The organism is Mesorhizobium sp. A623, assembly GCF_054489405.1.
Genome location: NZ_JBTMXB010000001.1, coordinates 1 through 21,153, shown reverse-complemented (window position 1 = coordinate 21,153; position 21,153 = coordinate 1). Strand labels below are relative to the sequence as shown.

The following is a 21,153-nucleotide window of genomic DNA, read 5'->3' as shown; positions in this document are numbered from 1 at the left end:
AATGGCGGACAAGGCTTCAGATCGTGCGAAACTGATCGACGTCGAACTCGACGAGACCATCAGCCGTTCGACCCCGGACATCGAGCATGAACGAGCGGTGGCGATCTTCGACCTGATCGAGGAGAACAGCTTTCGGCCGGTGAGCGACGAAGGCGACGGGCCATACCGGCTAAAACTGTCGCTGGTGGAGCGGCGTCTGGTTTTCGCGGTTTCGCGCGAGGATGGCGGCGAGGTCGTCACCCATATCCTGTCGCTGACCCCGCTGCGGCGCATCGTCAAGGACTACTATCTGATCTGCGAAAGCTATTACGACGCCATCCGCTCCTCCACGCCAAGCCATATCGAGGCCATCGACATGGGCCGGCGCGGATTGCACAACGAAGGCTCGCAGGCGCTGAAGGACCGGCTTTCCGGCAAGATCGACATCGATTTCGACACGGCGCGCCGTCTGTTCACGCTGGTCTGCGTGCTGCATTGGCGAGGCTGACCTGGTTGCCGGCGCTCACCCCCGTTCCATCCTGTTCATGTGCGGCATGAACGCGGTGCGCTCGCCCATGGCCGAGCTTCTGGCGCGCTCCATGCTGCCGCCCGCGGTGTTCGTGGCTTCCGCCGGCGTTCGCGCCGGCGAGCGCGATCCCTTTGTCGATGCCGTGCTTGCCGAAGACGGCCTGTCGCTCGGCGAGCGGCACCCAAGGACGCTGGACGATCTCGAGGACGACTATTTCGACCTCATCGTAACGCTTTCGCCCGAAGCCCATCACGCCGCCCTGGAACTGACGCGGTCGCTGGCCGTGGAAGTCGAATACTGGCCGACGGCGGACCCGACCACCATTACCGGAACCCGCGATCAGATCATGGCCGGCTACCGCGATGTCCGCGAGCGCCTGAAGGCCCGGATCGGCCGGCGCTTCGCTCCGTTTGACGCGGAAAACGCCTCCTGATTAAGCGTGTTCACAAATCGAGGATTATCATATAGGTTCCGGCCGAATTCCCGGTCGAGCGCCGGAATACAATCCAAGCAAAGGTATCGAATGCCGAAGGAAGAAGTCCTCGAGTTTCCGGGTGTTGTCTCGGAATTGCTGCCCAACGCGATGTTCCGGGTAAAACTCGAAAACGACCATGAAATCATCGCCCATACCGCCGGCCGCATGCGCAAGAACCGCATCCGCGTTCTCACCGGCGACAAGGTGCTGGTCGAGATGACGCCCTACGACCTGACCAAGGGCCGCATCACCTATCGTTTCAAGTAAGCGCCCGCAGGGGCCGGCTGGAAAATACGATGAGTAGTGTGCAGACGCTTGTGCTGGCCTCGGGGTCGCCTCGCCGCATCGAATTGCTGCAGCAGGCCGGCATCGAGCCGGACCGGATATTTCCGGCCGATATCGACGAGACGCCGCTGCGCGCCGAGCATCCGCGCTCGCTGGCCAAGCGGCTGTCGAGGGAAAAGGCGGAGAAAGCGCTGGCGGCGCTAGCCAGGGATGCCGGCCACGCGCCGGCCTTCGTGCTGGCTGCCGATACGGTGGTTGCCGTCGGTCGCCGCATCCTGCCGAAAGCCGAGACGGACGACCAGGCCTCCGACTGCCTGCAATTGCTGTCGGGCCGGGCGCACAGGGTCTATACGGGCGTCTGCGTGATTACGCCCGCGGGAAAGCTTCGGCAACGGCTGGTCGAAACGCGCGTGCGCTTCAAGCGGCTGCCGCGCGACGAGATCCAGAGCTACCTGGCCAGCGGCGAATGGCGCGGCAAGGCCGGCGGCTACGCCGTGCAGGGGCTCGCCGGCTCGTTCGTCATCAAGCTTGCGGGTTCCTACAGCAATGTGGTCGGCCTGCCTCTTTACGAAACGGCCGCGCTGCTTGCCGGCGAAGGGTTCAACGTGCGGCTGAACTGGCCGTCCGGGGAGCGGTCATGAATTCCGACAAAGGCGCTACGGTGACGCCGCTGCGCCCAAAACGCCCCTGCCCCGAATGCGGCAAGCCGTCAGCGCGGGAAACCTATCCGTTCTGTTCGACGCGCTGCAAGAATGTCGACCTCAACCGCTGGCTCAAGGGCGTCTATGTCATCCCGGCTCGCGACGATGAAGACGAGGTGGATAGCGGCACGCCGGATCAGGGCTGAACAGCGCGATATTTATCCACCGGCACGGTGGTGGGGCGACTTCGCCGGCAGCGATAAATGCCATCGTTTCCAACTTCTCTACACCGCGACTTAAATCCGTTTCGGACGCTGGACAGGCCGGATTCTCGTGCTATAACCCTCGCGCTTTCAGGGTGCCGCCGCGCCTTTTGAAAGGCCGGACGTGACGACTTCCCCACACATCCGCCAATGGCAGGCCCAGGTAGCTCAGGGGTAGAGCAGCGGACTGAAAATCCGCGTGTCGGTGGTTCGATTCCGCCCCTGGGCACCATAAAACCTCCAAGGAGATCAACGGCTCATAGGCTCTGACGGAAGTTAACTCTCCTTAACTACCAATATCTTTTATGCCTCGGTACCTTTTTCATGCCTTTTCGAATTCGAATAGCTATAGCTACGACGGTCAACAATCTTGACCCAAATCAGCCGCCGAGCGGGATGCCATCCCCAATCTCTTCACCGCCAAGGCGGCTACTTTGCCTCCGAGTGGAGGCGCATGAGGAGGCCGAGCTCGCCTCTCGGCAGGCCCGAAGGCCCAGCGGCGTCTCCGCCGTCGATGCCATGGTGCCCTACAGGATCCCTGTTCACATCGACCGCTTCGAATGAGACCATCCTCGTGAGGTGCTTTGGTGCAGGATCGTGCCATCGCCAAACCCTGCGCAATCTCCACGGCTCCGTCTCCGCCGTAGGAAGATCACAGCACATCGGCGTGCAACATTCGACGTCGCCATCTTGAAGTCATATCTTGTGAACTCCTCGAAGCCGCAAGCGTGGTCAAGGGACTGTTCAACCGTGTGGTAAAGGAGGACCAGTGGGACTGGTTTACGGTCGCCCGGCAGTTGGGATATCCCTCACGGCGCATCAGCGCCGTCACGGCACAGCAGATCACCGCGTTCCGGAATGCCGTCAAGGAACAGGATCCCGATTCTTTCTGGAATGCCCGTTCAAATCTACTTCGGCTACCCCTCCGACGCTGCCTGTCCGTCTTCCTGGGCAAGTCGCGGATTGTCGACGAGCCAGGCGCAGGGTGGATTTATGCCCTGTCCATCCGCGAGTTTTCTGACCTGCTGAAGATAGGAATGACGACCCGCACGGTGGAGCAGCGGGCGCAGGAAATAAACGGTGCCACCGGGGTTGCGGTGCCGTTTGGCGTCCGCAGGTGCTGGCGCGTTTCGCATCCGCATGCCGCGGAAAAACTAGTCCATGCAGAACTCGCCGACTTTCGCCTCCGGAACGACCGCGAATTCTTCCGCATCCATTTTTCTGTAGCGGCGAAGAAGTTGGACGCAGCTATCGGCAGCAGCGGTTTGGAGATCAGGACACTCGATGCGTTGGCAGCATTGACTGAATCAGACTGACACGCCTTCGCCTTTCACTTACTCACTCCCGTCCCTTCGCCGCCGCATACGCATTCCCCGACTTCGCTGGCACCGACGGGACATCGAGGCTGCTCCCTTCTATCGCCGCAAACCAGGACCGCTCGACCTCTCTTGCCGCTTCTCGAGGGCTATCTGCATGGCCAGTCAGTTCGCCGATGTTCCGCGAAATCTCGGGTCCGAACGCGTTGAACGCCCAAAACCACTTGCCGCCCATTGGTCCATGGTTTTCTTCGATCCGATAAATGCGGCCGATGCTCCCGTGATACGTGGTGGATTCAGTCACGTAATCAGCGTCCTTTTCGGGCCACGTTTGCCGCCATTTCAATAGGAGGCCGATGTCTTTTTCCATGCCGGACTCATACCCGAATCACGAGAACAAAGAAAGAACAAATTCCTATCGACCAGGCAGCGACCATGCGCGATTGTCTAAGTCGAAGAACGCTTCGTCTATGAAATCTTGATAGGACTGGCACGCCATCAACCGCGCAGGTCTGCGCTCGGCATCGACGTCGCGAAGCCATTCGTTATCGGCATCGACCGCCGACTTGAGCCATCCAGTGATTATCTCGGACATCCCCGCTATCGGCTTCGATGCCGGGAGATCCCCCAATTTCATGGAACCACCGCGTTCATCGAGCGTCTCCCTCAGATGACCGGCCGCGATCCGACCGAGCGAGACCTCAAGCAGGTCCAGCAACCGTTCGTCGCCGTCGGCGAGTCCTTGAAGCCAGCAGTCGAAATGCGGACGTTCGTCGTCGGTCAAGCGGTCCATGAATGGAATCCTATCACGCGGCATCCGCCACGAAAACCGCCGACCGATTCAATTCGATCGGGACCTTTAGATCTATCTTGGATCCTGTCATGTGAGAGTTGCCGCAACGACAGGAGGCACTCATGCGCAGGATGGACATCGGAACGGCGGTAGGACTTCAGGCCACGGCTCTCGGAGTCGGCATCGGTGCCGTCCTCTATACGGGTGCCATGCACGCCATCGAAGGCGGCCGCGCCGCACGGGAAGCCCGTGAACAAGCTGCATATGACGCTGCCGTATCCCACGCCCTCGGCAACGCCGAAGAACTCGGGATCATCGCTCGGCGAGCTGTCCGTGATCTGGCCGCAAGTCAGGCCGAAAACGCGAAGCTCCGTCGCGCCCTGGCTCAGCGTCAGGGCTACATCGACAGGATGAAAGCGGCATGAGCGACGACATCCTTGAAGGATTCGGCGACCTGATCAAAGAAATCCCGGAGGCGGAAAAAGCCATCCGGGACCATATCATTCGCCGCCGTCGCCAGGTCATGGCAGCGACGGCGAAAGTGATGGATGCTAATGCCCGGAAAACGGACACCTTACGCGCGGAGCTTCTCGCGTGCTACATTGGCACGGATTCGCTCGAGTAAAAGATTTCGAACTGGATGCGGCCCCTCAATTGCGGGGGCCGTTTCTGTTTGTGGCGTCGGGAGTCCGACGACACCGGAACGCTTTCCGGTTGCGGCAAGTTCGCATGCCTTGGGGCCAGCGGTTACGAGTTTCTGCAGGTCGGCTTCCGACAGGCCAAGCAGCCAGTCGATCTGACTCGGCGACAGACCTTCGAGGTCGATGGCACCGCGAACGGCGGGGTCGAGCGCGTTCGCGAACTGGTAGACGGTCATACCGACATTGGACGCGAATGCGTGGTCGTTTGAAACCTCCCGGTCATGAGCATCCCGGTATTCGTCGCGGACGTCTTCGGCCGTCGTCGACGGGCGCGGTGGCGTCGGTGGAGGCGGCGGCGTGAGGCCAAGGAATCGGCATATGGCCGAGATGACGGCGTGGATCGCGGTCAGAATGCCAGAAAGAAATTTTGCCGCCGATTCCAGAATGTAACTTATTTGTTGCATGGTTCGCCTCCGCATGCGGGTTTAGATGCCGACAACGATCAGTTAACCATGTGCAAGCGACAAATTCTCAAAGAGAATTTGTTAACGGATACCTCGGTTTCCTTGCAAAGTGTAAAGTGCACTTTGCAACTTTCGAATTATTTTCGATTTCACTCTTGTAATGTTCGACATTACGGCAAATCTTTTTTGTATCGGATGCGCGGGCTGCCGAAATGAGGAAAGTGAAATGGAAGAATTTATCGTTGAAGCCGAAAGGATAAGGGTCTCGGATTTCGAGATGCAATTTGTCGAGGACGAGAAATCGTTCGAGATGGGGTGGCTGCTTTGCACCGTCGAAATCCTCGACGACGACGGTGATGTGGATAGGTATTTCACGGCAAAATCCGCCGTCGAATTCGGCGACTACGGCGGCTCCCTTTATAAAACCCATCTCAACGCCGGGTTCGAAGACAAGAGCTTGGCTCCGGTCATCGAGGAAGCGATGGAAAAATATCTCGAACATCCGGCCGTCAAACAAGAACTCGCAGACGTGTATGCAGAGGGACTTCGGCTGGCCGATGAAGAAGACGAGAACGACGGATCACTACCGCAAGCTCCAAGGAGGAACCCAAAATGCTTGATCTATCACGAGACCAAATGCTCCGGTGGAAACAGATCCCGGCTTGGGATTTCGCCGCCGCATTCGGCGACCTGAATCCGAAACGTCGGGTTTCGTCGCATCAGGAAATCCGGGATCACTATGTCGCCCTCGTTGCTTTCCTGAAGCGCAAGGGCTGGGATTCACAGCGCATTGCAGACCTTATCGGCACGGCGCGTCAGACTTCATATCAATATGGATTCAAGCCCGAAACGCGGGGGTCGCGCATCATCCCTGCGGACAAGCTGGATCGGCTGCGCGATGCCGCGACGGCGATCCGGATCGAGCGGATGGAAGCCGGGTTCCCGGCGTTCCTTAACCGTGACGAGCATCTCTGGCTCGTCTTCGCGGCGGACATGTCGTTGTTGCTCGAGACCACGTCGCCTTGGCGGGCGGCTTGGCATGCAGCCATGCACGGAGGGACCGCGGTATACGGCAAGGACAACGTACTCCACGGCGACGACAAGCTCTCCGACAACGACCGTCTCTGTATCGAGTGGCTTGAGATCAGGCACGGCGGTCTCGTCGACAAGAAGGATGCAATGTGCGCGGCGGGCTGTGACGAATATCTCGTCGAGCGCATTGCGCATGAATACGGCGGCTGGCGGATTCAGCCGACGGTGGCGCAGGTCGAAGCGTTGAGGTCGTTGGCAATGGGGAGACTTAGCCGTGCTACCTGAACACATCCTTGATCTCGTCTGCCGTGGAGCCTTGTTCGTCGTCAACCACAGCGGCGGCAAGGACAGTCAGGTCTAGCAAAATCTCTAGGAGGAGCCGCCCCGGGGAACGTTCGACGCGGCCCCTGTATCCGCGGCGATCCGATGCGGTCGAGCGCGATGCGCGTGGTCGGATGCACAGCGGCCAAAGTTGGCCCGAACTTGTAAGCGCAGCGTGGCACCGCCAACCAGCGCAAGGCTGATAAGGTCATTACCATTTCTGGGATGATGTGGTGCCGGACGATGGTCCGATGTGAAGGTGATCACCTGCCGACTGCCGAACTGGGACTGCCTGCGTCCATAGAACTGGGTTTAAGCTCTGTCCAAAGGAGCCGCCCACAATCTTCCTTCTTATCGAAGATTAGTGCACGGAAATAGCGGGCCGGTCGTCACTATGACCGACATTCGGTGATCCTCTGGGTAGAGCGGCGCGCCAGTTCGGTGCCGCCGCTCTATTGGTAATGCTATGCTGTGGCCAGACCTTCAGCTTGGTCTAACCGTCGGCCGATCCAGCGCATGACATCGACCGACATCGAGTTGCCAATGCATTTGTAGCGTGCGGAATCGGCCATGGCCGCGCCGTTCAACTCAACGTCGGTCCATCCTTCCGGGAAACCCAGGAGCCGCTCGCACTCCTCGGGGAGCAATTTACGAACGACCAACCGATTCGGGTCGATATCCTCAAGCCTCAGCTTGGTGCCATCCTCTCCATCTGTCGGGATGACATAGGCGATACTCGGAACTTGGTTGGTGCCCGATGCTCCGGATCGTAGGGTCGGAACCACGGTCGTGGATTCGGCTGCGCTCCTGGCTTTTGCACTCTGGCCCGCCATAAACGCTACCGGTCCCCGATATCCGGAGATGTCTTCAGCGCATGCTCCAGAAATTCCGACAAAGGCTTCCCCCTTCCTTCCGCGGACGTCAGGACATAGTTCTTCACATTCCTCGTCAAAGAGTATTTCTCGAGGGTCGATGCCGGCAGTTCCATCTCCAACTCGTGCCAGAGCAAAGACGCGCTCGCGTCGGTTGGGCTTGCCGAAATATTGCGCGTCGAGGAGGCGCCAGGCCACGTCGCCGGCCGGCCCCGATACATAACCAGCGTTGGCGTAACGCCCTTCTGGAGCGACGATTGGAGCGCCCTGCTTTTGCGCAATTCGCCCAATGAGATAACCAAATCCATTCTGACTGTCATTCAAAACATCCTTTACATTTTCCCAAAGGACCCATTTCAGGCCGTTGATGCGTTTCATTCTCTCGATAAGTTCGATAAAGCCGAACAACCCGGCACTGCGATAATCAAGCAGGCTGTCCTTCTTCCCGGCGGCCGAAAATGCTTGGCAGGGAGACCCGCCCTCAAGCAGGTCGATCGGGCCAAGGTCCTCGAGATCCGCATCGGTGACGTACCAGAGATCACCGAAATTCGGCGTCGTCCCGGTAACGGGATAATCTGTCTTCTTGTGCGCCGTGATCAGATCTTCTCTGCGCTTTATTTCCTTTTCCAACATTTCCTCGAACTTCTCATCATCCCTCAACCGAAGCTTCCTGATGTCAGGTGAGGTTAATGAAAGTGGATCCATGTCCGGAGTGAGATAATTAAGCAGACGTGCCGGCAGCGTTCCCGCAGGAACGCCCTCGTTTATGCGGCCTGCCAGACCCCAGGCATCATCCTCCATCAAACTGGGATCGATTGTGGGAAGATACTTTGGTCGAGTAGCGCCGCAACGGGTTGCCAGCACGGCGCAAGCGCCTGGGTCGTAGTCGGCATATCCCGCAAAGGTCCAACCCAAATCCTTCCACGCCACTGTCGCCGCGCTGATGCCGCTGAAAGTCGAAAATACACGCAAAATACTACCTCATATTCCGGCTGCAAACGCGTTGCAGCAGCTGTTGAACGATGGACGTGGCGGGATGCTCCGGCGCGCGCGAGAAGCGTGCGGGAACGTCGGCTTGATCCGAAACACGGCTTGATGGCGCACCGAACTCAAATGGCCGGGAATGAGGATGGCAGCCGCAAGGACGCCATCCTCAAAGTCCGCAGGTCAGGCCATTTCTTCGATATCGACCTCGGTATCCTCGTAGGAAATCGATGGGGCCAGGATGCCGAGGTTCAACCTTCCTTTTGCCGGCCGTCGTGATGCGGCAAGCGCGGCGGGGAGATCAATCTCGGAACCTGTAAGCGCCCGCATGATGGAAGCTGCTACCGCCTGCGCCATTCGCGGGGGAAACGCATTGGCGATCTGGTGGAACACCTGCAGATCTTTTCCCTGGAACTGCCAATCATCCGGAAAATCCTGGATACGGGCCATCATGCCAAGCGTCAGCATTGGCGTGTGACCGGCGGGTGCGTCCGGCCCGGGTGCCGCCTTTGCCCGGCCGTTCGGATTGACGCCTATCTTAAGCCAGCTTTGGCGCGATTTCTCCTGAGCCAGATCGATGCCCAGCTTATTCTGGCTTCCGCCGATCAGTGTCGGCGCATACTCGTTGGCTCTTTCCACCCAGGCATCGACATGCGGCCATCCCCGCGCGGCCATGAGGTCGCGCAACGCCTCACCGACCGTTGGAGCCTTGGTACCAAGCGCCTCAGGCCAACGGAACCGATGCATGATCCCCGGCCGGAAGGCGACCAGAATGGCTCTGTGGCGGTTTTGCGGCAACCCGAACTCCGGCCCCTCGAGGATGCGCCATTCGGCATCATAGCCAAGGTTGGTCAGTTCCGACAGAATACGCAACCGATTCACGCTGTTGGGCATATGCAAAACGCCCTTCACATTCTCCAGCATGACGGCTTTCGGCTTCAATTGACGGATCAGCCGCAACGCTTCCGGGAACAGGTCACGTTCGTCATCGGCGCCCCTACGCTCGCCGGCCGTCGAGTAGGGCTGGCAGGGCACGCCACCGGCGAGCAGATCAATACCTTTATGCGCGCGCAGATCGAGAGTGCGCAGATCCCCCTGGATGACGGACCACTCCGGCCGGTTCACTCTTAAGGTAGCTGCTGCGTCCTCGTTGATTTCGACAAGCCCCGTGTGATGGAAACCGGCGGCATCGAGCCCCAGCGCCTGACCGCCCGCGCCAGCACAGATTTCCAGAACCGTTGGCTTGCGTACGGTGTCCGCCCGGATGCGGCCCGATGGTGCGTGCGTGTCGAGCGGCGCGTGTCCCGCTTCACGCATCCGTCTCGCTGTCGCTTCCGGCCGATCATCTTCATCATAGCCGAACACCCAGGCCAGATGCCAGACGAGATCATGGTCGAAGACCAGCAGAGTGGTGATCGGCCGCTTGTAATGCTCCTCCAGAAAGACGTCGCGCTCTGCGATCCTGCGCAGCGCGGCGACGACCTTCATCCAACTGCCATCGCCGACGTGCACATCGGCGGAAGCCGCCCGGTCAATGAAATCGTCACTCACGATCGCCGGCAACTCATGCAGAAGCCTGCCGGCATTTTCGGCGAGCTTAGACACCTGGTCCATCGCGCTAACGGCAACGTCCTATCCAGCGTCGAAATGGCGATAACCTCATTGGCCAACGCTTCAAGAGAGGCAAGCCATGCCTTGGCTGCACCGCGGGCCTTGTGTGCTGCGGCATTCTTGATATCGCGAACCCGGGCCTCGTCCAGCTTGCCGTCCCGGGCGGCTTGGGCAAGCCCGATATCGCGTTTAAGACCGCGCAAATCCTTTGCCTGCAGGCTGCGCCCTGCCTTGATCATTCTGATGGCTTTCTCGCGGACAATCTCGTCCTGTACGGCAAGATCAAGCAGCACGGAAACTGCGACCCCGTGCTCGACAAACAGGTCGCGGTCTTCTTTGGGCATCGCCGCCAGCCGGACATAACCTGCGACATCGCGCCGGGGAACCTGGCATTCGCTGGCGAGAAACGCCGACACTTCACGCTCGGTGAGCGTTTTGGTCAGTTCGCTCCACATCTCACCGATACGGTAGGCTTCTTTCACCTGCTTAGCGCGCCAGCGTACAACCTTGTCCCTCGCCTTGCTGAGCTCACGCCCGTAAAGCGCTTCGGTATCGTAATGGCTTCCGTTGCCTTTATCCGACGCAGCCCGAGAAGGCTTTCTTTTACGCGCAGCTTTATCCTCACCAACTGCAGCCGTCTCGTCGCCGGTGGCGGCACTCCGCGTGACGACCTCTTCGAGGCCGATCGGCTTTACTATCTCCGTATTATTGTCACCGGCGTTGCGGCCGAAATTATCTTCTATTGGTCCCACCCTGAACTCCTGTATTGGAAATACCAAACCCAACTCAGGAATAGAAGGCCAGTATTTTAGAACTGGTGATGCCGATCATTAAAAGTCGACCGATATGGGAAGTTTTTTGCCGACAACCACGATTGCGCTACGTAAGCTGATGAACCTCTGTAAACAGCGCTAGATGTCCCACCCACCCGTTCACGTTCCTGCGCGACGTTCGGCGCCGCTGCGAATAACTGCCCGGCTTCTGAGCCAGAAACTCCATGCAAGCAGGAACAAATGACGAGGTCAGCGGAGCGGCCAATGTGCAGGTAGCCCAGATTTTGGCTGCGTTGATAGAGTCCGGCGCATGACCCGGCGGGCACTGATGCAAAATGCTGGTCAGATTGAGTCAGGCGTGTGACAGCGTGCCGGCAGTCGGAAACGAATTGCCCGCAATTCAGTTTGATTTGCGTTTGTAACTTTTAAGTGTCATCGGCCCCTCCCGGTCGGATGCCCGCCCCTTCCCTGCCGTCACGTTGTGAAGCTGATGGCATCTCGTTGTGACTTGCATGCCACCACTCGATCCTCGTCAACAAGAGCCCTCATCTGTGGTGACGAAGAAAAAATGCCGCGATATCCGGATCCTGCAAAGAGCGCGCACCAGCAACGGCAGCGGCGCTACCGCAAGCGGCTGGTGGAAAAACAAACGCCTGAAGCCGACACCGTCGACGCTGCCTTGGCTGCTTCTCTGGCCTGTTACATCCACGTGATCAGCACAGGTCGTGCGGACGAATCCGCCCGGGCGACGATCAAGCTGCTTTTGCGATGCGCGCTTAAATTGCTGACTGCCCGGGGCTATGATCGACTGGAAGCGGTGGCAGTGTTGCGCCGCCGGCTTGTTCGCGGACATAGGCGCGATCTCGAGGCTCTGATCGAACGGTCTCGAATAAAGGCTCTGCTGCGACGCACGTGAAGAGCTTGCTCCCCCCATTACTCCATAACATCGAATCGAAAATCCCGACATCACCTCGTGATGTGAAAGGCGCTATGCGCCGGCGGCGGCGGCGTAATCGGCGCGTTCCCTAAACCATTGTGGCTACCTTTCCCTGAAATGCTGGCGTAACCCGTAAATAACGGACGACCAGACTGCGCGGCCTATCCAGAACGGCCGGGTGACTGCCTATCCGACTTTCCGAAACCCGCGACCAGGCCGTTTCTGATGGCGGGAGGCGGGCCCACACCTGACAAAGTCGACGGTAGCCAAACTGCCCAAATGCCGAAAACATCCCGCTCACCTATTGCCGATGAAATTCGCCCTTACGCTGGAGGCCGCAGAAAGGCGTGGCGCCGTTACTGCATGCTCTATGCCGGCGCGGCAGCTTGTCCCGGGCACTGGGTTCCGGTTGACGCCGTGGCAGAACCGGATGAGCATTTTCATATCGGCTGACCCAAACGAATTGAAAGGTACAACGATCATGGTCGACATTCTCATCAAATCACCGGAGAGCAGCGACACTCCGATTGCATCGGCGACGATCTGCGGTCGCGCATTCTGCCATGCACCACCCCTCTTCCACGAGGTTCACGAACCCGCCGGCGCACCTGCCGCAACAGCGAAACGCGGCCATTACGACGAAATCACGCGCATTTCGTTTGCGGGCGGAAGCGTCCTTTCTGGCGCCGAGATCATCAACAAATTCGGCGCCGCCCTGCCTGAGACTTTCGTCGAGTTCGACAAAAAAATGCGCGGCGACAGCCTTAATCTCGATCTCTATGGATACGACATCGAGCAGGACGTCGCGATCATCCAGATCCGGCATTTTTTCCGTCGCTATCGCAACGGCTACGCCAATATCCACAAAGACTATGTTCTGGTCGGTCGCAACGAAATAACCAACGAGCTTTTCCGCCACCCGGTCTCGGCCCATGCCGTACATGCCGGTATTCGCAGGGACTATGACGATCCGGTAGCGGCAGTCCGTGCCGCACAGCGCTGGATGTGGGGTGTTTCGGACAAGCAACTGGCCAGCGGCATTCGCCAGGGCGATATCCTGATTGTCCCTGCCAAAGGCAAGCCTGCTCATGCCGAGATGATCGAAGCCGACACCGTTCTCGTTGGCGAAACCCATGAAGTCCACGCCCCGGCGTTCTGCCGTGACCGCAAGGGGGTGGTTTTTGCCTATGGCCCGACGGTTCGACACACGAAGGCCCAGCATCTTACCGCTTATGGCGATGGCGACTTCTGGCACTCGATCCGCGTCGCGGATTCGGCAAAGACCTGGAAATGGGGAGTTCGGCTCGGTGATTAACGTTACGATTAAGACCTTCCCCATTCGGCCGAGCCTGATCCCGGCCGCAGCATCATCATCCACGCCCGCAAAGGCCAGAAATAAAACCATGCTGATGACAGATAAAGTCCGCACTCAGCTCCTGAAAAATTCCAGTTGTCTGCCGCCGGAGACCAGGACCATCGACCGGCGGTCAAGTTCTTCACGCCGGACGCACAAGCTACCTGGCTTTTCACCGAACTCGACGCGGATCAGGACACGCTTTATGGCTTGTGTGACCTGGGTCTCGGCTCTCCCGAACTTGGCTATGCCAGCCTTATGGAAATCCAGAGCCTTCGGGGACCGCTTTGCTTGGCAGTGGAACGTGACCTCTACTTCAAGGCGACAAAGACCCTGTCGCAATATGCGGTCGATGCGCAATGTCATGGCACGATCGTCGCTTAGCTCGTCCTTCGGCAGAGTATGCCACGCGACATTCTGATGCGCTGTCGGGCGCGGGCGTTTTAGCTCCAACCCGGCAGGAGGGTATAGTGCCACCACCAAGAATGCTACCTACAGCGGGCGCGCCGGAAACGGCGCGGATCCCGATCACCCTTGCCGAGTTACCAGTCATGGACGAGAAAATGCCCACGCATCGCCGCACCAGTGACTTGACCACCGGGCCGATCTCCCGCACCCTTCTCATCTTCGCCCTGCCGGTGCTTGGCGCGAACGTGCTGCAATCGCTGAACGGATCGATCAACGCCGTTTGGATCGGCCGCTTTCTCGGCGAATCCGCGCTGGCGGCCACGTCCAACGCCAATCTCGTGCTGTTTATGATCCTCGGCACGCTGTTCGGCATCGGCATGGCCGCGACCATCCTGGTGGCGCAGTCGGCCGGATTACCTGGTCCTGATCTCCACCTTCGGCGGAATTTCGGTAGCGGGTCTCAACGAGCGGAATCGGCTGCTCTGCCGTGCCGCGCGTAGCGGCGATGGCAGTAAGCGCCCATATCCAGGCAACGCCAAACGCGTCTCCAGCACTGCTTGGACGAATGCTGTCGTAACAACAAAGTTTCAGCTTTGTCGGGCGGCAATGTCATCATTGTTGGCGCGGCAAAAGCTCGAGTTGATGCCCTCGCGCCAGCAAAATACGGCGGTGATGTCGAATAGACGCCGCGTCCATCGAACCCATCACCTAAGCCTCGCAGGATACACCATCCTTAAGCTGGAAGCCCCCTTCACCTTGGGATTGGCGGCACCGCAAGAACATCAATGTCGACCGATCGCAAAATGCTTTCCGTGACGCTTCCCAGCAAAACTTTGACGAACCCGGAGCGGCCATGTGTTCCGATCACCAGAAGATCAGGCGCAATCTCTTGAACCACGTCCATGATCGCGTCCACGGCCCCCGCTTCCTTGACGCGCAGCGACCAGTTGTCGACGCCAAAGTTGTTCGCCTCAAGAAACGCGATCAGTTCGGTACCCGCCTGCAAACGTTCTTCCGCGACGTAACGCGCTATCTCGTTCTTGCCCATTCCCGCGTTTGCCATCTTCCCCTTGGCCAACGCATCGAAACCATGGACCAGTATGAGACTGGCATCGCCAGTCAACCCGAGGTCGGTAGCAGTCCTGATTGCCCGCGCCGATGGTTCGGACATATCGACAGCGGCCATCACCTTTTGGTAGGCTAGTTCTGCATCAGCGTTCACCATGAGCACCGGATATGGTCCCGTGCGGATCACCCGTTCGATGGTCGTTCCGACGAAAATATCTCGAAGCAGTTGCTTGCGATGCATCCCCATGACGATGAGATCGACTGAGCGTGCCTCAGCCGCTTGCAGAATGCCGGCGAAAGGGTCGCCGGCAACGACCATTGAATTGCATCGAAGGCCCTGCAGCTCGGCAATGGCACCGATTTGTTTTTCAAGATACCTCTGGGACGCGCGCGTTTCGAGTTCGACCATATCCGAGGGCTGGTCGTCATCGACGACATGGACGAGAGTGAGTTGTGCGTTGCTGTCCCTCGCCAAAAGGCCGGCCCGTCGTAAGGCCAGTTGTGAACGCGTGGAAAAATCTGTCGCGGCAAGAATTCTCATCGATGGCCTCTTATGTCGACGGCGCCCCGCCGAGTAGGCAGATCGCAATTCCAAACCCTATGATTACGCGCGTCACGCCGTCCAATTTTGTATCCTCGCATAATTTGCGGGCGTTGCTGTTTATCTTGCCATAAAGCTGTGCGCCGACCTTTCCGGCCAAGCGGGCTGCACACTCTGCCTTGGCACGCATGCGGCCCGGTGGACATGGCAGCTTCCTTGCTCCCTGCCCTATCGTGCCTGGATTCGAGGGAGGGGGCTACTAATGGTAAAAACGGCGTCGTGACAAGCGGCATGGGCTGGCCGATATTAATAACCGGCACTCGTCGTATCTTTAAGACCAATCGTTTGTGACAACGGGAGTACACCGCAATGACCACGCACAAAGTCGGCTATTTAATCGGCAGCCTCGCCAAAGGATCGATCAACCGCAAACTTGCCAAGGCGTTGGTGCGGCTTGCTCCGCCGGAGCTGGAAATGTCAGAGATCTCCTTCAAGGATCTACCACTCTACAGCTACGATTATGACGCCGACTACCCGCCGGCTGGCAAGGCGTTCAAGGCGGCGATCGCGGCTGTCGACGCCGTGCTGTTCGTCACGCCTGAATACAACCGATCCATACCCGGCGGGCTGAAGAATGCGATAGATTGGGCGAGCCGCCCCTACGGCTCCAATTCGTTCACGCGCAAGCCGTCGGCGGTGATCGGCACGTCGCCGGGCGCAATCGGCACCGCCGTCGCCCAGCAGAATCTGCGCAGCGTGCTCGGTTTCTGCAACTCGCCGCAGATGAACGCCCCGGAAGCCTATATCCAGTTCACATCGGGCCTCATCACCGATGACGGCGAAGTCACCAATGACGGCACCGCCGAGTTCCTGCGTACCTTCATGCAGGACTTCCATGTCTTCGTTGCCAGGGTGCGCTCGGTGCTGCCGAAGGATGCGTAGGGCATGCCCGTCGCGCGATTTCGTACCCCGGTCGCGCAACGGGTGAGGATTTGAAGTCCAGACTCGCTGATGAATGATTGCAGCGGCCTCAAGTGGCCGCTGCATCTCCAGGGTTCCATTTCCAATCTTCAAGGGAGCAGCGATGTCCAATGCGGAACGGTACGACGCCGTTGTCATCGGCAGCGGTGAAGTTGGCAAGTATCTCGCGTGGCATCTTGCCCAGGCGGGAGAGAAGACCGCGGTGGTCGAACGCCGCTGAGTTGGCGGTTCCTGCCCTAATATCTTTGCTTCTTCTCTTCTGAAAAATCACTGCCTGGCTTACACCCTGTCGCCCGCCTTCCGGCCCTAGCCTATCGCAACTGCGCCTCTATGATCTCTCGGGCGGCTTCGTAGATCGGCTGCGTCTCTGGTTCGTCGCCTGGGTGGGATTCCAGCAAGAATAGTGCTTGTTCGTAGACCTCACGGACTTCCTCGTCGGCGAGAACGCCTTTCGCGCCCAGCATACCGATCAGCGAGGCTAGGATCGCCAACGACGGTAGGTCACTGGCGGCAACGGCATCTATGCGAGGGTCGTTTTCCATACCCGATCTAACTGGCTCGTTTCGTGCTCCCGCAATCGTGTTTCATTCTTGCTATCTCGATGCGCTTTGCCTCAATGCGGTCGGCAGCCGCAAGCAGGATTTCGACCACTTCGGCTTTTGTCCGGCCGACAGGGTTGGCGGCGACGGCGCGTAGATCATCAACGATTGTCGACATTATCTCTCCTATTCAAGGAGCGCGTTGTAACCGGCTTCCGCCAGCGTCCGCAACCAGCCCGCCTTGATCATCTTCCCGACGCTAGCAATATGGCCCACTCCGGTCGCCGGAGCGGGCTTTGCGTTAAAGCTTCAATCTCCGGGACCGCCTTGCATTCCCAGCCGGAAGGTAGTGGCCATCAGGCTTGTGCAGCCTACCAACAAAATATCGGCTGCTGTGAACACAGCGGCGGCCAAACACAACGCGCTGCCGCTTGCCGCCATTATCTTCCTTGCAGTTCCTGTAATTATCTCGCCCGCGTGTCCTAATGGACGCGGGGTCTTTTCGTTTGATGAACCAACGAAGCTTTGGCCTACATCGATCGGGACGCGCCAAGGGCAAGGTCGTGAACAAGGTCAGATAGGGCAGACGGCAAAAGCGTCTCGCATAGTGTGGCGATTGTGCAGGATGGACGACTGCTCTTCGTGCGCCCACCCTCAAGAAAGCGCCTTCAACCGTTCCTGTAAGGCTTCCGGCAGTCTGGAAAACCAGGCGTCTTCCTCGCCGGGCGGTGGCAGAACTTGGCCGAATTCCAGAACGCCCGTCGCCGGGATGTCGGAGATATACACCCAAACGTCCTCTCTCCCGACTTTGGCGATCGTGCTGAGGCCATCGGCGATCCGCTCCATGATGGCTTTCTTCTGCTCAACGGTGCGCCCGCTCCTGATATCGGCGCGAACCCAGATGAGATCTTCGGGCGCGGAGAGGCCACCGATGAAGTGGCTGGCGGGCTGAATCTCGTTGAACAACACCTGCACGAAGTACCGCGGTGCGCGTCCTTCCTCGGCATGGATCGTCGTGATGGCCTTGGCTATGTCGGTGCGTTGCGCCGATGTGAGCCGTCCCCCGGCAGTCCAGCAAGCATAGGTAGGCATATCTTCGTTTCTCCTCTGACTGTTTGATTGTGACGCGTCGCCAGTTCGCCGATGTCCGATATCGGGCCGTTCACCATGGCTCGTGGAACCGGCGCACCTCCGCGAAGAAGGACCATGCGTCCCGAGGCTGGTGAGCGAGACGATACACCGCTTCGGCGATCGATGCGGGCTGAATGAAGAAGTCCTCCGCCGCGTCAGGAAACCACTTGCGTGCGAGCGTCGCCACGCGGCACCCACCTTCTGCAAAGCAGCGCGCGATGGCTGAGCCGGTGCCCGGCCCGACGCCGGTCACGAGGGCGAGCGGCTTGGCGGCTGGATACGTCATTTCAGCTCCTGACGATGGATGTCACGTTGAATCGCAGGTCCCGTTGACATCTTACATGACGTCTATCATATTTCAATGATGATGATCATCATGTTTACTTCCGAAGTGTCGCGAGCTGGTTTCCTGGGTCGACCGCTGGCCAATTTCGTTCACACGGCTCTCCGAGGTGGCACGGCCGCGGCCACCCGAAATCAAATATTCTGTCGAGAACAGCACTGTCGCCGTGGCTCCTCAACGCCAAACCGAACTTTCCCGAAACTCTCATTTCCTGGAAGAAACCATGAAACAGACCCCTGAACTTGCCGCGAGCCGGCGCAACCTTCTCCTAGGCAGCGGCTCCGTCCTGGTCGCGGGCGTCGCCGCTATCGCGCTCGGCGGCCGCGATGCCGTCGCCCAATCAGCGACTGAACCGCCAGCAGATCTGCATAACTCCGCCCCAACTCGCTTCCAGGACATCGGCGGTGTCCGCCTTGCCTATCGCCGCTTCGGAAAAGAGGGGGCGACGCCCGTTGTGTCGCTGCAGCATTTCGCAGGTGCGATGAATAGCGCGGATCCGATCCACACCAACCGGCTGGCGCAGGACCGTCCTGTGATCCTGGTCGATTACAGGGGGGTCGGACGCTCCGAAGGACAGACGCCCGACACCGTGCCAGGGTTGGCGGCCGATATCATCGCCTTCATACGCGCGCTTGATCTCAGCCAGGTGGATGTGTTCGGTTTCTCGCTCGGCGGCTTCGTCGCCCAGCAGGTTGCGCTTGACGCACCGGAGTTGGTGCGACGCCTCCTCCTCGTCGGCACCGGGCCTTCCGGCGGAGAGACCATGCAAGATTATACCCCTCAGGTGAAGGAGATCATCGCCCGACCCAACGCGACCGGGGATGAACGGCGGGTTGCACTATTCTTCGCGCCGACTGCAACGAGCCAGGCAGCCGGTGAGGCTTGGCTCGCACGGATCCAAGCGCGGCAAACCGATCGCGAACCCGATCCGGCCCCGGAGGCGGTCCAGGCGCAAGCCGCCGCTATCACGCAATGGGGCCGCATCCCGAGCGATCGCTACGCTTCCCTCAAAAAGATCACGCAGCACACGCTGGTGATCAACGGGAGCGACAACATCATGGTCCCGACGGTCAACTCGTTCATCCTTCAGCAGCAACTGCCCGACGCGCGGCTCGTCCTCTTCCCGGATTCGGGTCACGGCTCGCATTTTCAATATCCGGAAGAGTTCGCTGAAGCAGCCGCCAAGTTTCTCAACGTCTAATGATCTCGACTGGTTCGTAGCGGTAATCGGTTCTTTTCTCAAAAGGTCAACTCAATGAAAAAAACATCTGAAACGCCATCTTTGGCACAGAGTATCTCCCGCCGGGGCTTTGTTTCTGCCGCTGTTGCCGCAACCGCGGCCGCAGCAACGCTTCCGGCTTTCCTCCCAACACCAGCATTCGCTCAGGGTGCCGCCGCCGGCTCCTCTTCATCTCTGGTCACGCTGGACAAGCGCACACCGCAGCTCTGGCAAGTGACGATCGCCAACCCACCATTCAACTTGGTGGTGCCTGAGATTGTGTCGGCTCTGCATTCGATCGTGAAAGACATGGATCGTGATCCCGAGGTCAAGGTCATCGTGTTCAGGAGCGAGATCGAGGGGTATTTCATCAATCATTTCGACCTGAGCAAGGCGCAGGATTTCCCAATCGAGTCGACCAATCCGCCCTTGCCGACCTGGAGCGATCTGGTGCTGCGACTGAGTAAGTCGCCTGTCATCAGCATTGCCAGCATCCGGGGCAGGACACGCGGAGGCGGAAACGAGTTTTCGCTGGCATGCGACCTGCGTTACGCGAGCGCCCAAAAAGCGCTGTTCGGCCAGCCGGAGGTGGGGTCCGGCATCCTGCCCGGAGGCGGCGGAACCGAGAGACTACCGCGTCTGGTCGGGCGGGATCGCGCCCTTGAGATCATCTTGAGCAGCCAGGACTATGATGCGGCCGACGCTGAGCGGTTCGGCATGGTCACTCGCGCACTGCCGGATAGCGAACTTGACAGCTTCGTGGATGCTCTGGCTGTTCGCCTGAGTGGTTTCGATAAGCAGGCGCTGGCCGGCGCCAAGGCCCAGGTCAATCGCGCGACGCTGCCGCCGCACGCGGATGTCGTGGCAGCCTATACGGAGTACAGCCAGTCACTCGGCTGGCCCGGTTTCCGAGCCCGCGGCCCGAGGATAGCCAAGCTTGCCGCCGAACACGGACCCGCAGAGCTGGAGCTTCGCCTTGGCCACTATCTGGGTCAGGCGAACTGAACGCTGGACGGGATAGCCCGGATTTGAACCTGTTAAGCGGCTCGCGGGTCGATCGGGAACACCAGCGGTGTCGAGGTTGCGGACGCGCAGAGCCGCCCTTCCGAGTCGACGAGCCGCGCTTCGGAGAAGGCAACTCGCCGGCCAAGCGAGACCAGCTTTCCTTCGGCCCGCACCGGACCGCTCGCCTCGCTCAAGGCGCGGTGATAGGCCACCTTAAGTTCGAGCGTCGTATAGCCCTGGCCTGCCGGAAGGCTCGAATGTACCGCGCAGCCGCAGGCGCTGTCGAGGAGCGTCGCGGCGTATCCGCCATGCACCGAGCCAATCGGATTGAAGACCTTGCGAGACGGCGAGCCATCGAACACAACACGTCCGCGCTCTAGCTCGACAAGAGCGAACGCAAGCGTCTCACCGATTGGCGGATGGACATTGGCCTTCATGAGGGCGGCAAGCTGATCGTGGCCGTCGAGGCCCGCGTCGTTGTCAAGGATGTTCATGCCGCGGGCCTTTTCTGCGCCGGCTCGGGCGCGTCGGGCATCTTTCTTTCGTCGATCCAGGCCCGCGTCTCAGACAGCAGTTCGTCGGACAGCGCCGGGTCATCCATCGATCGGGCGAGGATGAGCGCGCCGACCATCGCCGACCAACTGCCGA

Annotated in this window: 29 protein-coding genes, 1 tRNA gene and 1 pseudogene; 18 read left to right on the top strand and 13 right to left on the bottom strand. The window is 59.4% G+C overall.

Features of this window, described 5'->3' with window-relative positions; translation table 11 throughout:
* Window position 1: 1 nt before the first annotated feature.
* The 7 genes from ACX3P1_RS00155 (at window position 2) to ACX3P1_RS00125 (ending at window position 3,488) form a co-directional block, all read left to right on the top strand.
* Complete coding sequence (locus tag ACX3P1_RS00155) at window positions 2–487, top strand: UPF0262 family protein (protein ID WP_459077511.1); 486 nt, start codon at window positions 2–4, stop codon at window positions 485–487.
* A 46-nt stretch (window positions 488–533) separates the two neighbouring features.
* Window positions 534–941, top strand: coding sequence for an arsenate-mycothiol transferase ArsC (locus ACX3P1_RS00150; RefSeq protein WP_459077510.1), 408 nt, complete (start codon window positions 534–536; stop codon window positions 939–941).
* A gap of 90 nt (window positions 942–1,031) precedes the next feature.
* Entirely contained in the window at window positions 1,032–1,250 is a 219-nt protein-coding gene (gene infA / locus ACX3P1_RS00145; protein ID WP_459077509.1) for a translation initiation factor IF-1, read from the top strand.
* A gap of 29 nt (window positions 1,251–1,279) precedes the next feature.
* Window positions 1,280–1,909 carry a Maf-like protein gene (locus tag ACX3P1_RS00140; protein WP_459077508.1) on the top strand — a complete coding sequence of 210 codons (630 nt, stop codon included), beginning with the start codon at window positions 1,280–1,282 and terminating at the stop codon, window positions 1,907–1,909.
* Entirely contained in the window at window positions 1,906–2,115 is a 210-nt protein-coding gene (gene yacG, locus ACX3P1_RS00135; protein ID WP_459077507.1) for a DNA gyrase inhibitor YacG, read from the top strand. Before ACX3P1_RS00140 ends, yacG begins: the two co-directional genes overlap by 4 nt.
* Before the next feature lie 214 nt (window positions 2,116–2,329).
* A tRNA-Phe gene (locus ACX3P1_RS00130) sits at window positions 2,330–2,404 on the top strand.
* 496 nt (window positions 2,405–2,900) lie between these two features.
* Window positions 2,901–3,488 carry a GIY-YIG nuclease family protein gene (locus tag ACX3P1_RS00125; protein WP_459077506.1) on the top strand — a complete coding sequence of 196 codons (588 nt, stop codon included), beginning with the start codon at window positions 2,901–2,903 and terminating at the stop codon, window positions 3,486–3,488.
* A 22-nt stretch (window positions 3,489–3,510) separates the two neighbouring features.
* Here the strand turns inward: ACX3P1_RS00125 and ACX3P1_RS00120 are convergent, their stop codons facing one another.
* Window positions 3,511–3,858, bottom strand: a complete 348-nt coding sequence (locus ACX3P1_RS00120) for a hypothetical protein (protein WP_459077505.1) — start codon at window positions 3,856–3,858, stop codon at window positions 3,511–3,513.
* Between the two features lie 45 nt (window positions 3,859–3,903).
* Window positions 3,904–4,281 (bottom strand): hypothetical protein, encoded by a 378-nt coding sequence (locus tag ACX3P1_RS00115; protein ID WP_459077504.1) that lies wholly within the window; start codon window positions 4,279–4,281, stop codon window positions 3,904–3,906.
* A gap of 122 nt (window positions 4,282–4,403) precedes the next feature.
* Between ACX3P1_RS00115 and ACX3P1_RS00110 the strand changes: the two genes are divergently transcribed.
* Entirely contained in the window at window positions 4,404–4,706 is a 303-nt protein-coding gene (locus tag ACX3P1_RS00110; RefSeq protein WP_459077503.1) for a hypothetical protein, read from the top strand.
* A complete protein-coding gene (locus ACX3P1_RS00105) occupies window positions 4,703–4,906 on the top strand; it encodes a hypothetical protein (protein WP_459077502.1) in 204 nt (67 codons plus the stop codon). Before ACX3P1_RS00110 ends, ACX3P1_RS00105 begins: the two co-directional genes overlap by 4 nt.
* On the opposite strand, the gene ACX3P1_RS00100 is transcribed toward ACX3P1_RS00105, so the two are convergent.
* Window positions 4,856–5,401, bottom strand: a complete 546-nt coding sequence (locus ACX3P1_RS00100) for a hypothetical protein (RefSeq protein ID WP_459077501.1) — start codon at window positions 5,399–5,401, stop codon at window positions 4,856–4,858. The genes ACX3P1_RS00105 and ACX3P1_RS00100 overlap by 51 nt on opposite strands.
* 211 nt (window positions 5,402–5,612) lie before the next feature.
* On the opposite strand from ACX3P1_RS00100, the gene ACX3P1_RS00095 reads away from it, so the two are divergent.
* Both ACX3P1_RS00095 and ACX3P1_RS00090 read left to right on the top strand, forming a co-directional pair.
* Window positions 5,613–6,080 carry a hypothetical protein gene (locus ACX3P1_RS00095; RefSeq protein ID WP_459077500.1) on the top strand — a complete coding sequence of 156 codons (468 nt, stop codon included), beginning with the start codon at window positions 5,613–5,615 and terminating at the stop codon, window positions 6,078–6,080.
* Entirely contained in the window at window positions 5,999–6,703 is a 705-nt protein-coding gene (locus ACX3P1_RS00090) for a hypothetical protein (RefSeq protein WP_459077499.1), read from the top strand. Before ACX3P1_RS00095 ends, ACX3P1_RS00090 begins: the two co-directional genes overlap by 82 nt.
* A gap of 500 nt (window positions 6,704–7,203) precedes the next feature.
* Here the strand turns inward: ACX3P1_RS00090 and ACX3P1_RS00085 are convergent, their stop codons facing one another.
* The 3 genes from ACX3P1_RS00085 to ACX3P1_RS00075 all read right to left on the bottom strand — a co-directional run bounded on the left by ACX3P1_RS00085 (window position 7,204) and on the right by ACX3P1_RS00075 (window position 10,958).
* Entirely contained in the window at window positions 7,204–8,583 is a 1,380-nt protein-coding gene (locus tag ACX3P1_RS00085; protein ID WP_459077498.1) for a DNA cytosine methyltransferase, read from the bottom strand.
* Between the two features lie 195 nt (window positions 8,584–8,778).
* The gene (locus tag ACX3P1_RS00080; protein WP_459077497.1) at window positions 8,779–10,200 is read right to left on the bottom strand and encodes a DNA cytosine methyltransferase; all 1,422 of its coding nucleotides are present in this window, start codon (window positions 10,198–10,200) and stop codon (window positions 8,779–8,781) included.
* On the bottom strand, window positions 10,143–10,958 hold the full coding sequence (locus tag ACX3P1_RS00075; RefSeq protein WP_459077496.1) for a hypothetical protein: 816 nt from the start codon (window positions 10,956–10,958) through the stop codon (window positions 10,143–10,145). The genes ACX3P1_RS00080 and ACX3P1_RS00075 overlap by 58 nt, the downstream gene beginning before the upstream one ends.
* 589 nt (window positions 10,959–11,547) lie before the next feature.
* On the opposite strand from ACX3P1_RS00075, the gene ACX3P1_RS00070 reads away from it, so the two are divergent.
* From ACX3P1_RS00070 to ACX3P1_RS00055, 4 genes are all read left to right on the top strand, one after another.
* Window positions 11,548–11,895 (top strand): hypothetical protein, encoded by a 348-nt coding sequence (locus ACX3P1_RS00070; RefSeq protein WP_459077495.1) that lies wholly within the window; start codon window positions 11,548–11,550, stop codon window positions 11,893–11,895.
* Window positions 11,896–12,346: 451 nt separating this feature from the next.
* Window positions 12,347–13,231: a hypothetical protein gene (locus ACX3P1_RS00065; RefSeq protein WP_459077494.1), complete on the top strand. Its 885-nt coding sequence runs from the start codon at window positions 12,347–12,349 to the stop codon at window positions 13,229–13,231.
* A gap of 135 nt (window positions 13,232–13,366) precedes the next feature.
* On the top strand, window positions 13,367–13,654 hold the full coding sequence (locus ACX3P1_RS00060) for a DUF2958 domain-containing protein (RefSeq protein ID WP_459077493.1): 288 nt from the start codon (window positions 13,367–13,369) through the stop codon (window positions 13,652–13,654).
* An 86-nt stretch (window positions 13,655–13,740) separates the two neighbouring features.
* Entirely contained in the window at window positions 13,741–14,178 is a 438-nt protein-coding gene (locus ACX3P1_RS00055; protein WP_459077492.1) for an MATE family efflux transporter, read from the top strand.
* 251 nt (window positions 14,179–14,429) lie between these two features.
* Here the strand turns inward: ACX3P1_RS00055 and ACX3P1_RS00050 are convergent, their stop codons facing one another.
* Window positions 14,430–15,287, bottom strand: a complete 858-nt coding sequence (locus tag ACX3P1_RS00050; RefSeq protein WP_459077491.1) for a universal stress protein — start codon at window positions 15,285–15,287, stop codon at window positions 14,430–14,432.
* Between the two features lie 369 nt (window positions 15,288–15,656).
* On the opposite strand from ACX3P1_RS00050, the gene ACX3P1_RS00045 reads away from it, so the two are divergent.
* Window positions 15,657–16,229 (top strand): NADPH-dependent FMN reductase, encoded by a 573-nt coding sequence (locus ACX3P1_RS00045; RefSeq protein WP_459077490.1) that lies wholly within the window; start codon window positions 15,657–15,659, stop codon window positions 16,227–16,229.
* Between the two features lie 350 nt (window positions 16,230–16,579).
* Here the strand turns inward: ACX3P1_RS00045 and ACX3P1_RS00040 are convergent, their stop codons facing one another.
* From ACX3P1_RS00040 to ACX3P1_RS00025, 4 genes are all read right to left on the bottom strand, one after another.
* Window positions 16,580–16,810, bottom strand: coding sequence for a hypothetical protein (locus ACX3P1_RS00040; protein ID WP_459077489.1), 231 nt, complete (start codon window positions 16,808–16,810; stop codon window positions 16,580–16,582).
* Window positions 16,811–16,817: 7 nt separating this feature from the next.
* Window positions 16,818–16,985: a hypothetical protein gene (locus ACX3P1_RS00035; protein ID WP_459077488.1), complete on the bottom strand. Its 168-nt coding sequence runs from the start codon at window positions 16,983–16,985 to the stop codon at window positions 16,818–16,820.
* 476 nt (window positions 16,986–17,461) lie between these two features.
* On the bottom strand, window positions 17,462–17,899 hold the full coding sequence (locus ACX3P1_RS00030; protein WP_459077487.1) for a tautomerase family protein: 438 nt from the start codon (window positions 17,897–17,899) through the stop codon (window positions 17,462–17,464).
* Window positions 17,900–17,969: 70 nt separating this feature from the next.
* Window positions 17,970–18,224, bottom strand: coding sequence for a hypothetical protein (locus ACX3P1_RS00025; protein WP_459077486.1), 255 nt, complete (start codon window positions 18,222–18,224; stop codon window positions 17,970–17,972).
* Between the two features lie 280 nt (window positions 18,225–18,504).
* Between ACX3P1_RS00025 and ACX3P1_RS00020 the strand changes: the two genes are divergently transcribed.
* Window positions 18,505–19,482, top strand: a complete 978-nt coding sequence (locus ACX3P1_RS00020) for an alpha/beta fold hydrolase (protein WP_459077485.1) — start codon at window positions 18,505–18,507, stop codon at window positions 19,480–19,482.
* A gap of 54 nt (window positions 19,483–19,536) precedes the next feature.
* The gene (locus ACX3P1_RS00015) at window positions 19,537–20,505 is read left to right on the top strand and encodes an enoyl-CoA hydratase/isomerase family protein (RefSeq protein ID WP_459077484.1); all 969 of its coding nucleotides are present in this window, start codon (window positions 19,537–19,539) and stop codon (window positions 20,503–20,505) included.
* Window positions 20,506–20,537: 32 nt separating this feature from the next.
* Here the strand turns inward: ACX3P1_RS00015 and ACX3P1_RS00010 are convergent, their stop codons facing one another.
* Window positions 20,538–20,999: a PaaI family thioesterase gene (locus ACX3P1_RS00010; RefSeq protein ID WP_459077483.1), complete on the bottom strand. Its 462-nt coding sequence runs from the start codon at window positions 20,997–20,999 to the stop codon at window positions 20,538–20,540.
* Window positions 20,996–21,153: pseudogene (locus ACX3P1_RS00005) on the bottom strand (TetR/AcrR family transcriptional regulator); the annotation flags it as partial. The gene ACX3P1_RS00010 and the pseudogene ACX3P1_RS00005, both read right to left, overlap by 4 nt.